This window comes from Pseudomonas sp. CNPSo 3701 (assembly GCF_028674975.1).
In the GTDB taxonomy this organism is placed as follows: Bacteria; Pseudomonadota; Gammaproteobacteria; order Pseudomonadales; family Pseudomonadaceae; genus Aquipseudomonas; species Aquipseudomonas straminea.
Map to the genome: position 1 here is coordinate 1 of NZ_JAQZSI010000002.1, position 12,100 is coordinate 12,100.

Below are 12,100 nucleotides of genomic sequence, written 5' to 3' on the forward strand. Positions count from 1 at the left end.
CCTGGCCATCGCCAACGACACCGAGTTCGGCCTGGGCGCCGGCGTGTGGACGCGCGACATCAACCGCGCCTACCGCATGGGCCGCGGTATCAAGGCCGGCCGCGTCTGGACCAACTGCTACCACCTGTACCCGGCGCATGCTGCCTTTGGCGGCTATAAAAAGTCCGGGGTCGGACGCGAAACCCACAAGATGATGCTCGACCACTATCAGCAGACCAAGAACCTGCTGGTGAGCTACGACATCAACCCGCTGGGCTTCTTCTGATCGTTTAGTGGCTGCTCAACAAAAACGCGGCCTCGGCCGCGTTTTTGTTTTCTAGTTGCCGGCACCCCGTTGCAGGGCGCTCTGCAGTGGCAGGTCCCAAGGCGGCGTGGGGCCAAAGCGGTTTTTCAGAAACTCCAGCAGCAGACGGCTGCGCGAATCCGTATCGCGCTCCAGGCGCAGTGCGTAGATGCCGCTGGGCTCGGGCGCCGGCAGGCCGTTATCGCAGAACAGCGCCACCAGGTCGCCACGCACCAGGTACTCGCTGACCAGCCAGGTCGGAAGGTGCGCTACGCCCAAGCCGGCCAGTACGCTGAATACCAGCGTCTCGGCATTGTTGGCGGTCATGCGCAGGCGACGAGGGCGGTAGACCGCCAGCTTGCCTGCGTTCTCGAAGCGCCAGGCGTAAGCGGGTGCCAGGCCGTCCCAGTCAAGGCCATCGTGCTCTAGCAGCTCGGCAGGGGTTCGCGGCACGCCGCGGCGCTCCAGGTACGCCGGGCTGGCACAGACCACTCGCACCATCGGCGACAGCGGCGTTGCCACCAGGCGGGTATCGGCGAGCGGCCCGATGCGCAGCACCAGATCCACTTCGCCCAAGTGAGCACCGTGCAGATCAATAAAGCTGTCGATCAGCCGTAGCTGCACGTCCAGCCCCGGGTAGGCAGTGAGAAAGTCGGCAATTGCTGGCGCCAGGTGGCGACGACCGAACGGCGCCGGTGAGTCGATGCGTATTAGTCCCTCCGGCGCGCTGCTCAGCGATACCGCCTCGGCGCGGGCCAGATGCAGTTCGGCGAGAATCCGCCGCGCTCGTTCGGCGAACGCCAGGCCCGCCGGCGTGGCGCGCACCGCATGAGTGCTGCGGCTGAACAGGGCGCAGTCCAGCGAGCGCTCCAGGGCGTCGATACGCCGCGACACCGCCGACGGCGTGAGTGGATGCAGCCGGGCGGCGGCGGAAAAGCTGCCACTTTCCAGCACGTCGAGAAACAGGCTGAGTTGGTCAGTCAGGGCATCGGGATTCATGGCAGGCTCGCTATGCGCAAATCGCACAGCCATTATGCCGGGCTATGCGTTACCTATCTAGGCAGCCGCAGGTAGCATGCGCTCACCTTGTTTATTGAGATGAATGATGGATCTGCTAGCGTTTGCCCTCAATATTCTGCTTGGCCTGTCGCTCGGCACTCTCGGCGGGCTGTTCGGTATTGGCGGCGGCCTGATCGCGATTCCGGCATTGGGTGTACTGTTCGGTCTCGATCAGCAGCTTGCCCAAGGCACGGCGCTGGTCATGGTGGTGCCCAACGTGCTGTTAGCGCTGTGGCGCTATCACCAGCGCAACCGTATCGACCTGCGCCACGCCCTGGCCCTGGCGCTGACGAGCTTCGTGTTCGCGTTGTTCGGCGCCAGCTGGGCGGTCAATCTAGACCCCGAGTCAATGCGCCTGGCGTTCGTGGCGTTCCTGGTCGCATTGGCGTTCTACAACCTGCTGCGCATGGTTCTGCGCCCGCCGGCTGCGTCAGGCCAGTTGCGTCATCCGTGGCCTTGGTTGACCGTGTTGGGCAGCGGCTCGGGCCTTCTGGGCGGCTTGTTCGGCGTCGGTGGTGCGGTGATCGCTACGCCGATTCTGACCAGCGTATTCGGTACTTCCCAGGTTGTCGCCCAGGGGCTTGCCCTGGCGTTGGCTGCGCCCAGCACCGGAGTGACCTTGGCCACCTACGCGCTGCATGATCATGTGCAATGGGCGCTGGCCATTCCGCTGGCCATCGGCGGGTTGCTCAGCATCAGCTGGGGTGTACGCCTGGCCCACGCCTTGCCCGAGCGCATGCTGCGCGTGTTGTTTACCGCCTTCCTGCTGGTGTGCGCGCTGATGCTCGGACTGAAGACCTGACACCCGACGAGTCTCGTCCGGGCCGCCGCCCATCGCGGCGGCATTGCGCTACAATGCGCGCCGAATTTGGTCCGCTCGAGAATTGCCCATGTCCGTTTGTCAGACACCCATCATCGTCGCCCTGGATTTTCCGACCCGTGAGGCGGCACTTGCGCTGGCCGATCAGCTCGATCCGAAACTGTGCCGGGTCAAGGTGGGCAAGGAGCTGTTCACCAGCTGCGCATCGGACATCGTCACCACGCTACGTGAGCGCGGCTTCGAGGTGTTTCTCGACCTGAAATTCCACGATATCCCCAATACCACCGCCATGGCCGTGAAGGCCGCCGCGGAGATGGGCGTGTGGATGGTCAACGTGCATTGCTCCGGCGGCCTGCGCATGATGAGCGCCTGCCGTGAGGTGTTGAACGCCTTCAACGGCCCGGTACCGCTGCTGATCGGCGTGACCGTGCTGACCAGCATGGAGCGCGAGGACCTGGCCGGTATCGGTCTGGACATCGAGCCCCAGGAGCAGGTGCTGCGCCTGGCCGCGCTGGCGCAGAAAGCTGGCATGGACGGCCTGGTCTGTTCTGCCCTCGAAGCACCGGCTCTCAAGGCCGCTCAACCTGGTTTGCAGCTGGTGACGCCCGGCATTCGCCCAGCCGGCAGCGCTCAGGACGATCAGCGCCGTATCCTCACCCCGCGCCAGGCCTTGGACGCCGGCTCCGACTACCTGGTGATCGGCCGTCCGATCAGTCAGGCCGCGGATCCGGCCGCCGCCCTGGCCAAGCTGGTCGCCGAGCTGGGTTGATCAGCCCTTAATTTTCGTGCGGCGCTCGCTGCCGCACCCGTTGCATTGCAGGTAACGCCTCATGAATTCCGTGGAACATTCGCCGCTGGGCAAGAGCAGCGAGTATATCGCCACTTATTCGCCCGAACTGCTGTTTCCCATTCCTCGTGCGACCAAGTGGGCCGAACTGGGCCTGAGCGCCGATACGCTGCCGTATAGCGGCGTGGATTACTGGAACTGCTTCGAGCTGTCCTGGCTGCTGCCATCCGGCAAACCGGTCGTGGCCATCGGCGAGTTCGCGATTCCCGCCGATTCGCCGAACATCATCGAGTCCAAGTCCTTCAAGCTGTACCTGAACTCGCTGAACCAGTCGGTGTTCGCCAGCGTGGCCGAATTGGTCGCTGTGCTGGAGAAAGACCTGTCGGCTACTGCGGGCAAGCCGGTGAGTGTGCGTGTGCGCAGCCTGGAAGAAGCCGCGCGCGAAGGGCTGAGCGCCTTGCCGGGCCTGTGTATCGACGAGCTGGACGTAAGCATCAGCAACTACGCCGCGCCGCAGCCCGAGCTGCTGCGCTGCGATCCGGCGCGCGTCGTCGAACAGAGCCTGCACAGCCACCTACTCAAATCCAACTGCCCGGTCACCGGCCAGCCGGACTGGGGTAGTGTGGTGGTCGAGTATCGTGGGGCAAAATTGGATCCGGCCAGCCTTTTGGCTTACTTGGTGAGCTTTCGCCAGCATGCGGATTTCCACGAACAGTGCGTGGAGAGGATCTTTCTGGATCTGCACAAGCTGCTGCAGCCGGAGTACCTGACGGTGTATGCGCGTTATGTGCGCCGCGGTGGCCTGGATATCAATCCGTATCGCACGACGTTGACGGCGCTGTCGACGAATCGGCGTCTGGTCCGGCAATAGGCGTTATCTGCCTGAATGGAAAGGCAAAAAACCAGCCGTAGGGCTGGTTTTTTCGTTTCTGGCGTCGGGTTCAGATACCCATGTTGGCCAGGGTCTGCATGATGTTGCGCAGGCTGCCGGCGAGCGTTGGGTGGCTGACTTCGAAACGCTCCACCGCCAGGTTGACGCCATCGACCAGCGAGGCATCGGGGGTGGACACCGGTTGTGCGGCGAGCTGCAGTTCGATGTCGCGGGCGAGCAGTTCCAGCGATTCGCGGTCCTCCTCGCTTTCCGGCGGATGTTCGACTAGTTGCTTGCGCAGCTCTTCCAGTTGCTGCTGCAGATGGTTCGCAGGCATGGGGCTCTCCCTTTCTTGATAGGCAAGACAATTGACCGTACGGCGCGACGAAAGGTCAGTACTTCGTATCCAGCCTAGCTCGATCGAAAGGTGCCGGGTCAGGGCTTTTCGCCCTTGCTGCGGCGAATCTGCAGGTGCTCGAGGCAGGCTGGCAGGTCGGTAAGCTGGTCGATCACCGAGTGCGCGCCGATGCGGTAAAGGGCCAGCGTTGCCTCGGCGCGCAAGCGGTCGCGTTGCGTGCCGTCAAGCAGTTGCCAGTCTGCCAGGGTATGGCCGGCCAGTGAGCCGCAGGCGGCCAGGCCGACCGTCCACAAGCCGGCATTCAGCCCTGCTTGTACCAGACGCGGCTCGCCGCTGACGAGCACGCAGCCTTCCAGGCGCTCGATCTGCAGCGCTGCGAGGGCCTGCCAGCAGGCATCCGGTGCCGGCCAGGTGCGCTGGGTGCAAGTCGGGGAGGCCGCCAGCCAGTCGGGCAGGCGGACGGCCAGTTTCTCGGTCAGGCTTGACGGCAGCTCGTCCAGCCAGGCGCAGGGCACTTGCTGTTCATGCAGGCTGCGCAGGGTGCTGAGTGCACCTGGTGTCGGCTCGGCGCAGATATCCATCTCCAGGCTACCGATCGGCTGCCGCGCAGGGTTGCCACCTTCACGCACCAGTGCCAGGTGTCGTTGGGCATTTAGCGACGCGCTGCGGGCGCCGAAGTCCACCAGGCAGCCGGACAGGCCGAATAGGATGGCCGTGAAGGGAGAAGTGGCGGCGCAGAACGCGGGCTGAGGCATGGGTGTCATTCCCTGGCGGTAATCGTGCCCACCATGGCAAGCCAATGTGACGGTGGCATGACAAGCCATTCCCCAGACATGCGGTAGCGTGAAGCGCGTCCCAGGCGCCACGGCGCTCTGCCTATTGCCTGCAGACGGCTTTATACTACGACGCTGCCGCCTGACAGGCTGCGCCCATAGCCTAGGAGAAACATGATGCGTTTGATTGGACCCGATTGGATCGCGAGCCTTGGTCGGATGCTGGCCTGCGCCGGTCTGATGGCGCTGCCGTTGGCAGGCCAGGCGGCAACGGAAGACCCTTGGGAGTCAGTCAATCGTCCCATCTTCCGCTTCAATGATGCTGTCGACACCTACGCCCTCAAACCCTTGGCTCAGGGTTATCGCAAGGTGACGCCGCAATTCGTCGAAACCGGGGTGCACAATGTGTTCCGCAACCTGTGGGAGGTCGGCAACCTGGCCAACAACCTGCTGCAGGGCAAGGTGCACGATGCGGGCGTTGATACCAGCCGCTTCCTGTTCAACACAACCCTTGGCGGTCTGGGCTTTTTCGACGTGGCTACTCGCATGGGCCTGCAGCGCAGCGACGAAGACTTCGGCCAGACCCTGGGCGTATGGGGCGTGGAAAGCGGCCCGTATCTGGTGCTGCCGCTGCTCGGTCCTAGCTCGCTGCGCGATGCACCGGCCAAAATTCCGGATAGCTTCCTGACGGTGTATCCCTATATCGACCATGTGCCGACGCGCAATGTGGTGCGCGGCGTCAATGTAGTCGATACCCGCGCCAGCCTGCTGGATGCCGAGCGCATGGTCAGCGGCGACAAGTACATCTTCATCCGCAACGCCTACCTGCAGAACCGCGAATTCCGCGTGCGTGACGGCGAGGTGGAGGATGATTTCTAGAAAACAGCTAGGTCGCTGTTAGTAGGACGAGGGTCGAACGGCCCGAGAGAAGCGTGATGGAGGTGGGCTCCATCACGTTACTGAATGTTTCAGTTCATCGAGGTCACGGCCAGTCCCAGCACTTGCCGGCCATCTTCCAGATCGGTTACGCGCACGACTTCCGCTTCGGTTTCCAGCCCCTTGAGTGAATCGTGAGTGGACGGAACCAGCACGCTTACCTTGTCGCCCACCTTCGCCTTGCACTGCGCTTCGAGCTGCATGCCGGTGCTCGAGAGGTCCCGGCACAGTGCCGGAACCGACTGGCCGTCGTGAGTCAGCGTCACCTGGGTTTCCAGGCGCATGCGAATGTAATCGCGCTTTTCCGTGTAATCACGATCATTCTGGCTCATCAAGCTATCCTCATTGAAGGTCGGGCTTTTGTTGCAGTTCTTATAACCCTCGGCCATTTAAGGTGTAAAGCCGCTCAGGGGCAACAGCGCCTGTTGAATCGCGCTGAGGATGGGAGTACCGTCTGCGCCTTGACGCGAACCGTGTACCCGCGCAGGTTGTTGGCTGCGTTTACGCTAACCATCCCCGGCGCAGTTTGCCTGGACACCCCATGCACAAAACCAGTGCCACGTTGCTGCTGATCGATGACGACGAAGTCGTGCGCGCCAGCATTGCAGCCTACTTGGAAGACAGCGGCTTCAACATCCTGCTGGCCAGTAACGGCTTGCAAGGTCTCGAAGTGTTCGAACGCGAGCGGCCCGATCTGGTGGTTTGCGACCTACGCATGCCGCAGGTCGATGGTCTCGAACTGATCCGCCGTATCAGCGCGCTGGAGTATTCCGCGCCAATCATCGTGGTCTCCGGCGCCGGCGTGATGACCGATGTGGTCGAGGCCCTGCGCCTCGGTGCTGCCGACTACCTGATCAAGCCGCTGGAAGATCTGGCGGTGCTCGAGCACTCGGTGCGTCGTGCGCTGGATCGAGTGCACCTGCGCCAGGAGAACGAGCGCTACCGCGAAAAGCTGGAAACCGCCAACCGCGAGCTGCAGGCCAGCCTGCACTTGTTGCAGGAAGACCAGAACGCTGGCCGCCAGGTGCAGATGAACATGCTACCGGTCACGCCGTGGGAAGACGAGGGGCTGTCGTTCGCTCACCAGATCATCCCGTCGCTCTATCTCTCCGGTGACTTCGTCGACTACTTCCGGGTCGACGAGCGCCGCGTGGCTTTCTACCTGGCGGACGTATCCGGCCATGGCGCGTCGTCGGCCTTCGTCACCGTACTGCTCAAGTTCATGACCACGCGCCTGCTCTACGAGTCTCGGCGCAACGGCATGCTGCCCGAGTTCAAACCTTCGGACGTGCTCAGCCACATCAACCGTGGCCTGATCAACTGCAAGCTGGGCAAGCACGTGACCATGCTCGGCGGCGTTATCGATGAAGAATCCAACCGCTTGACCTACAGCATCGGTGGCCACTTGCCGCTGCCGGTGATGTACACCGGTGACAAGGCCTATTACCTGGAGGGTCGTGGCCTGCCGGTTGGCCTGTTCAAGGAGGCCGACTACAACGACCTTGAAATCGAGCTTCCCGAATCATTCAGTCTGACGTTGTTGTCCGACGGCATCCTCGACTTGCTCGACGGTGACAACCTTCAGGAAAAAGAAGCCCTGCTGCCCAAGCTGGTCAGCGAGGCAGGTGGAACCCTGGATGGGTTGCGTAGCGTGTTTGGACTGGCCAATCTGGCGGAGATGCCGGATGATATCGCCTTGCTGGTGTTAAGCAGGAACCTTGCATGAATCCTGGGATAAGCCCCGGTAGAATCCAGTTTGCCGAACAGGATGGCACCTTCGTCCTGAAGTTCATCGGCGAAGTGCGCCTGACCCTGTGTTCGGCCCTGGACGCCACAATCGAGAAGATCTTCACGGCGCTGAATTTCTCCGCCATCGTCATCGACCTGACGGAAACCCGCAGCATCGACAGCACCACCTTGGGGCTGCTGGCCAAACTCTCGATTCTGTCGCGCCAGAAGGTCGGTCTGTTGCCAACGGTGGTGACCACTCACGCCGACATCACCCGACTGCTGCAGTCCATGGGCTTCGATCAGGTGTTCAACATCATCGACCAGCCCTACGAGTGTCCGGATTGCCTGTCCGACCTGCCATCGCAGGATCAGTCGGAAGACGTAGTACGTGCTCATGTGCTGGAAGCGCATCGCATCCTGATGGGCCTGAACGAGTCGAACCGTGCGGCCTTTCATGACCTGGTCAGCGCACTAGAACAGCACCCCTGAAGCCCGGCCATAAAAAACGGGGCGCCGATAATATCGGCGCCCCGTTTTTCGTTGTGCAGGCTCAGCTGTTGGCAGTGAGCAGCTTTTCCAGTTTCTCCTGATCGCGAGCGAACCCGCGGATGCCCTCGGCGAGCTTTTCGGTGGCCATGGCGTCTTCGTTCATGTCCCAGCGGAACTGGCTCTCGCTGATCCGCGCTTCGCTCTGCCCGGATACTGCGGTATTGAGCTTGCGTTCCAGCGGGCCATTGTCGTCGGCCAGTTGCTGCAACAGCTCGGGGCTGATGGTCAGGCGGTCGCAGCCGGCCAGTTGTTCGATCTGACCGACGTTGCGGAAGCTCGCGCCCATTACCACGGTCTTGTGGCCCTGGGCCTTGAAGTAGTCGTAGATGCGCGTTACCGACTGTACGCCGGGGTCTTCGCTGCCTACGTAGTCACGGCCTTCGGCCTTCTTGTACCAGTCGTAGATGCGGCCCACGAACGGCGAGATCAAGAACGCGCCGGCATCGGCGCAGGCGCGCGCCTGGGCGAACGAGAACAGCAGGGTCAGGTTGGTCTGTACGCCGGACTTTTCCAGCTGCTCGGCGGCACGAATGCCTTCCCAGGTCGAGGCGATCTTGATCAGGATACGCTCGCGGCTTACGCCGGCTTCTTCGTATAGCTCAACCAAGCGTTTGGCGCGGCTCAGAGTGGCCTGGGTGTCAAAGGACAGACGGGCATCCACTTCGGTGGAAATACGGCCGGGAATCACCTGAAGGATTTCCCGACCCACGGTCACGCCAAAGCGGTCGCTGGCCAGGTCGACGTCGCCCTTGCTCGCCGCCACCGCCTGCTTGAGCAGCTCGGCGTAGCGGGGAAGTGCGGCGGCCTTGAGCAGTAGCGAGGGGTTGGTGGTGGCGTCCACCGGCTTGAGACGGGCGATGGCGTCGATGTCGCCGGTGTCGGCAACCACGGTGGTGAACTGCTTGAGTTGATCCAGCTTGGAGGTCATGGCACGGCCTTGTCGATTCGGGTGCCAAGACCTTACCTGAGCCTCAGTTGGCGCTCAACTGCTGGCAAGGCCGCCGAGCGGCCATAGATGCTCAACGGCCCTGCAGGATGTCGGCCGCCTGGTCGAAAATGGCCAGTGGCTGATCGCTCTTGTGGATGTCCGCCGACAGCAACTGACGGAAGCGCCGAGCGCCCGGGAAGCCTTGAGCCAGGCCGAGCATATGGCGTGTGACGTGGTGCATCAGGCCACCGGCGGCCATGTGCTGCTCGATATAGGAGCGCATCGCGAGCATCGCCGTATGGCGGCTGACCGGCACACGCTCGCTGCCGAATAGTTGCTGGTCGACCTCTGCCAGCAGGTAAGGGTTGTGGTACGCCTCACGGCCGAGCATCACGCCGTCAAAGGTCTGCAGGTGCTCCTGACAGGCGTCGAGGGTCTTGATGCCGCCGTTGAGGATCAGCTCCAGATTCGGGAAGTCCTGCTTGAGCTGGGCGGCGATGTCATAGCGCAGCGGCGGAATTTCACGGTTTTCCTTGGGAGACAGTCCCGACAGGATGGCGATGCGCGCATGCACGGTGAAGCTGCCACACCCGGCATCGCGGACCTGGCTGACGAAATCGCAAAGCTGCTCGTAGCTGTCGCGCCCATCGATGCCGATGCGGTGCTTGACGGTCACGGGAATGCTCACCGCATCACGCATGGCCTTGACGCAATCGGCCACCAGCGCCGGATGGCCCATCAGGCAGGCGCCGATCATGTTGTTCTGCACCCGGTCACTGGGGCAGCCAACGTTGAGGTTCACTTCGTCGTAACCGGCCTGCTCGGCAAGCCGCGCACAGGCGGCCAGCTCCGCCGGGTTGCTGCCGCCCAGTTGCAGCGCCACGGGGTGTTCGCTCCGGTCGTAATGTAGAAAACGTGCGGTGTCGCCATGCAGCAGCGCCCCGGTGGTGACCATTTCCGTGTACAGCAGCGCATGCTGCGACAGCTGGCGCAGGAAATAGCGGCAATGATGGTCAGTCCAGTCCATCATGGGCGCCACGGAGAAGCGACGGGAGAGGGCTGGGCGTGCGGCGGCGGAGGCGGTTTGCAAGGGCATCTCGGGAATAGGGGGTAATGATTCTGGCGGTCTGCTACATGGCCGGAAGTGAAATCGTCAAGTAAGGTAAACAGGTTGATGCACCTAGGCCGGGGCATAGGTGTCGGGCGCGCAGTTTATCAGGAAAGCGATGCGGAGCAGCGTTGAACGACCAGCAGCCTGGCCGGGTCGTAAGTAGCGAAATACCGGTGCCGCGATGACGACACTGGCTCAGGGCGGGACAGTCGGCAGGATATGGCGATGATCAATCAGGGGTTTTGGGGTATCGGTATAACCCAGTGGATCTATGTACTGGTGTTGGTGGCGTTGGGGGCGCGCATTCTCTACAAGTTCTTCACCTCCGCCAGTCGCAAGCCAAGTAAGAAAAATGACTCTGGCGACTCGGGCGGTTCCAGCAGCACCATGATTGATAACGACCACCGCGGCGGCAACTTTTGCGGAAATGATGGCGGTGTAAGCGATTGTGGGGGCGGTGATGGCGGTGGGGATGGAGGCGGCGGGGGCGACTGATCGGGGCCTGTCACTCGATGAGTCAACGTGGGTTTAAACGTGTTTCATAAGGCAGAGCCACCTCACGATGGTGCAGCGAACCCACCCCCACACGTTGTATTTTCCAAATCCTTGGCTAGACCCAAACCTTGAGTCTTCTGGCACAGCTTCTGCTTTGTCAGCTGGCCACGCCTTGCCGCAGCGCTCGCGCGTTGCACGTCAGCGTCTCGCACCTACCAAGGATCGACCATGAACAAGCTGCTGTTCGCCAGTCTCAGCCTCATCGCCTGCACCACCGTCCAAGCCAATGACAAACAGGTGCATTTCTACAACTGGTCCGACTACATGGGCCCGGACACCCTGAAGAACTTCGAGAAGGAAACCGGTATCGCCGTGGCCTACGATGTCTTCGAAACCAACGAGATGCTGGAAGCCAAGCTATTGTCCGGACACTCCGGATACGATCTTGTGGTGCCGTCCAGCCAGTTTCTGTCCAAGCAGATTCGCGCCCAGGTGTATCAGCCGCTGGAGCGCGGCAAGCTGCCCAACTGGTCGCATCTGGATCCGCGTCTGATGCAGCGCCTCGAGGCCGCCGACCCTGGAAACAAATACGCGGTGCCGTATATGTGGGGGACGGTCGGTATTGGCTACAACGCCGAGAAGGTCAGGGCGGTGCTGGGCGATGGCGCGCCGGTTGATTCCTGGGGACTGGTGTTCAACGCCGATAATCTGGCCAAGCTGAAAGGCTGTGGCGTGGCCTTTCTCGATGCGCCGGTGAAGATTATTCCTCAGGCGCTGCATTATCTGGGCCTCGACCCCAATAGCCATGAGCCCGACGATTACACCAAGGCCTCGGCGCTGCTTCAGAAACTGGCGCCGTCGGTGACCTACTTTCACTCTTCGCGCTATATCTCGGACTTGGCCAACGGTGATATCTGCGTGGCGGTCGGCTATTCGGGTGACGTGATGCAGGCCCAGAGTCGCGCCAAGGACGCCGGCAAGTCAGTCGACATTCGCTACGTGATTCCGAAGGAGGGCGCCAACCTGTGGTTCGACATGTTCGCCATTCCCCGCGATGCCCGTAACCCCGATGGCGCCCATGCGCTGATCAATTACCTGCTGCGCCCGGATGTCATCGCGCCAGTCAGTGATTACGTGGGCTACGCCAACCCGAACAAGGATGCCACCGCGCTGCTCGACCAAAGCGTGCGCGACAACCCAGGCATCTACCCGGCCGATGACGTGATCGCCAAGCTGTACGTGTCTGCCGACCTTCCGGCGCCGATCCAGCGGATCATCACCCGCGAATGGACGCGCATCAAAACCGGGCGCTGACAGGCCGCTATTGCCCCGATATTTGGCGGTTTGTCGACCGTGCCGGATCGCTGGTGGCAACACCGAAGTCGTCTGCGACGAGGCT

At 62.2% G+C, this 12,100-nt stretch carries 15 protein-coding genes; 9 read left to right on the forward strand and 6 right to left on the reverse strand.

Annotation, left to right across the window (positions count from 1 at the left end):
- The coding region (locus PVA39_RS06800) for an aldehyde dehydrogenase family protein (protein ID WP_274123445.1) at window positions 1–265 on the forward strand (265 nt) is incomplete at its 5' end.
- 51 nt (window positions 266–316) lie between these two features.
- Here PVA39_RS06800 and PVA39_RS06805 read toward each other — a convergent pair.
- Window positions 317–1,282 (reverse strand): LysR family transcriptional regulator, encoded by a 966-nt coding sequence (locus PVA39_RS06805; RefSeq protein WP_093505077.1) that lies wholly within the window; start codon window positions 1,280–1,282, stop codon window positions 317–319.
- A gap of 106 nt (window positions 1,283–1,388) precedes the next feature.
- On the opposite strand from PVA39_RS06805, the gene PVA39_RS06810 reads away from it, so the two are divergent.
- From PVA39_RS06810 to queF, 3 genes are all read left to right on the forward strand, one after another.
- The gene (locus tag PVA39_RS06810; protein WP_274123446.1) at window positions 1,389–2,144 is read left to right on the forward strand and encodes a sulfite exporter TauE/SafE family protein; all 756 of its coding nucleotides are present in this window, start codon (window positions 1,389–1,391) and stop codon (window positions 2,142–2,144) included.
- Between the two features lie 88 nt (window positions 2,145–2,232).
- Window positions 2,233–2,931 (forward strand): orotidine-5'-phosphate decarboxylase, encoded by a 699-nt coding sequence (gene pyrF / locus PVA39_RS06815; RefSeq protein WP_093505073.1) that lies wholly within the window; start codon window positions 2,233–2,235, stop codon window positions 2,929–2,931.
- Between the two features lie 61 nt (window positions 2,932–2,992).
- Window positions 2,993–3,820: an NADPH-dependent 7-cyano-7-deazaguanine reductase QueF gene (gene queF / locus PVA39_RS06820; RefSeq protein ID WP_274123447.1), complete on the forward strand. Its 828-nt coding sequence runs from the start codon at window positions 2,993–2,995 to the stop codon at window positions 3,818–3,820.
- A gap of 70 nt (window positions 3,821–3,890) precedes the next feature.
- On the opposite strand, the gene PVA39_RS06825 is transcribed toward queF, so the two are convergent.
- Both PVA39_RS06825 and PVA39_RS06830 read right to left on the reverse strand, forming a co-directional pair.
- The gene (locus PVA39_RS06825; RefSeq protein ID WP_093505069.1) at window positions 3,891–4,157 is read right to left on the reverse strand and encodes a DUF4404 family protein; all 267 of its coding nucleotides are present in this window, start codon (window positions 4,155–4,157) and stop codon (window positions 3,891–3,893) included.
- Between the two features lie 98 nt (window positions 4,158–4,255).
- Window positions 4,256–4,933: an HAD family phosphatase gene (locus PVA39_RS06830; RefSeq protein ID WP_274123448.1), complete on the reverse strand. Its 678-nt coding sequence runs from the start codon at window positions 4,931–4,933 to the stop codon at window positions 4,256–4,258.
- Between the two features lie 237 nt (window positions 4,934–5,170).
- On the opposite strand from PVA39_RS06830, the gene PVA39_RS06835 reads away from it, so the two are divergent.
- Window positions 5,171–5,830: an MlaA family lipoprotein gene (locus PVA39_RS06835; protein WP_372239558.1), complete on the forward strand. Its 660-nt coding sequence runs from the start codon at window positions 5,171–5,173 to the stop codon at window positions 5,828–5,830.
- 89 nt (window positions 5,831–5,919) lie between these two features.
- Here PVA39_RS06835 and PVA39_RS06840 read toward each other — a convergent pair whose 3' ends face one another.
- The gene (locus tag PVA39_RS06840; RefSeq protein WP_093505123.1) at window positions 5,920–6,219 is read right to left on the reverse strand and encodes a PilZ domain-containing protein; all 300 of its coding nucleotides are present in this window, start codon (window positions 6,217–6,219) and stop codon (window positions 5,920–5,922) included.
- Between the two features lie 209 nt (window positions 6,220–6,428).
- Between PVA39_RS06840 and rssB the strand changes: the two genes are divergently transcribed.
- Together rssB and rssC are read left to right on the forward strand one after the other, a co-directional pair.
- Window positions 6,429–7,613: a two-component system response regulator RssB gene (gene rssB, locus PVA39_RS06845; RefSeq protein ID WP_093505063.1), complete on the forward strand. Its 1,185-nt coding sequence runs from the start codon at window positions 6,429–6,431 to the stop codon at window positions 7,611–7,613.
- A gap of 8 nt (window positions 7,614–7,621) precedes the next feature.
- Window positions 7,622–8,107 (forward strand): anti-sigma factor antagonist RssC, encoded by a 486-nt coding sequence (gene rssC / locus PVA39_RS06850; protein WP_147176110.1) that lies wholly within the window; start codon window positions 7,622–7,624, stop codon window positions 8,105–8,107.
- Between the two features lie 61 nt (window positions 8,108–8,168).
- Here rssC and tal read toward each other — a convergent pair whose 3' ends face one another.
- Window positions 8,169–9,095, reverse strand: a complete 927-nt coding sequence (tal, locus tag PVA39_RS06855; protein ID WP_274123449.1) for a transaldolase — start codon at window positions 9,093–9,095, stop codon at window positions 8,169–8,171.
- Window positions 9,096–9,186: 91 nt separating this feature from the next.
- A complete protein-coding gene (dusA, locus tag PVA39_RS06860) occupies window positions 9,187–10,185 on the reverse strand; it encodes a tRNA dihydrouridine(20/20a) synthase DusA (protein ID WP_443200945.1) in 999 nt (332 codons plus the stop codon).
- A gap of 246 nt (window positions 10,186–10,431) precedes the next feature.
- Between dusA and PVA39_RS06865 the strand changes: the two genes are divergently transcribed.
- Window positions 10,432–10,701, forward strand: a complete 270-nt coding sequence (locus tag PVA39_RS06865; RefSeq protein WP_274123451.1) for a hypothetical protein — start codon at window positions 10,432–10,434, stop codon at window positions 10,699–10,701.
- 228 nt (window positions 10,702–10,929) lie between these two features.
- Window positions 10,930–12,015 (forward strand): polyamine ABC transporter substrate-binding protein, encoded by a 1,086-nt coding sequence (locus tag PVA39_RS06870; RefSeq protein WP_274123452.1) that lies wholly within the window; start codon window positions 10,930–10,932, stop codon window positions 12,013–12,015.
- The last annotated feature ends 85 nt before the right edge of the window (window positions 12,016–12,100 follow it).

What these genes read in the sequence shown, in the direction of transcription:
- PVA39_RS06830 (WP_274123448.1), bottom strand. Translation starts at nt 4,933, where the DNA reads ATGCCTCAGCCCGCGTTCTGCGCCGCCACTTCTCCCTTCACGGCCATC.
- PVA39_RS06825 (WP_093505069.1), bottom strand. Translation starts at nt 4,157, where the DNA reads ATGCCTGCGAACCATCTGCAGCAGCAACTGGAAGAGCTGCGCAAGCAA.
- PVA39_RS06870 (WP_274123452.1), top strand. Translation starts at nt 10,930, where the DNA reads ATGAACAAGCTGCTGTTCGCCAGTCTCAGCCTCATCGCCTGCACCACC.
- PVA39_RS06805 (WP_093505077.1), bottom strand. Translation starts at nt 1,282, where the DNA reads ATGAATCCCGATGCCCTGACTGACCAACTCAGCCTGTTTCTCGACGTG.
- pyrF (WP_093505073.1), top strand. Translation starts at nt 2,233, where the DNA reads ATGTCCGTTTGTCAGACACCCATCATCGTCGCCCTGGATTTTCCGACC.
- queF (WP_274123447.1), top strand. Translation starts at nt 2,993, where the DNA reads ATGAATTCCGTGGAACATTCGCCGCTGGGCAAGAGCAGCGAGTATATC.
- rssB (WP_093505063.1), top strand. Translation starts at nt 6,429, where the DNA reads ATGCACAAAACCAGTGCCACGTTGCTGCTGATCGATGACGACGAAGTC.
- PVA39_RS06835 (WP_372239558.1), top strand. Translation starts at nt 5,171, where the DNA reads ATGCTGGCCTGCGCCGGTCTGATGGCGCTGCCGTTGGCAGGCCAGGCG.
- tal (WP_274123449.1), bottom strand. Translation starts at nt 9,095, where the DNA reads ATGACCTCCAAGCTGGATCAACTCAAGCAGTTCACCACCGTGGTTGCC.
- PVA39_RS06810 (WP_274123446.1), top strand. Translation starts at nt 1,389, where the DNA reads ATGGATCTGCTAGCGTTTGCCCTCAATATTCTGCTTGGCCTGTCGCTC.
- PVA39_RS06865 (WP_274123451.1), top strand. Translation starts at nt 10,432, where the DNA reads ATGATCAATCAGGGGTTTTGGGGTATCGGTATAACCCAGTGGATCTAT.
- PVA39_RS06840 (WP_093505123.1), bottom strand. Translation starts at nt 6,219, where the DNA reads ATGAGCCAGAATGATCGTGATTACACGGAAAAGCGCGATTACATTCGC.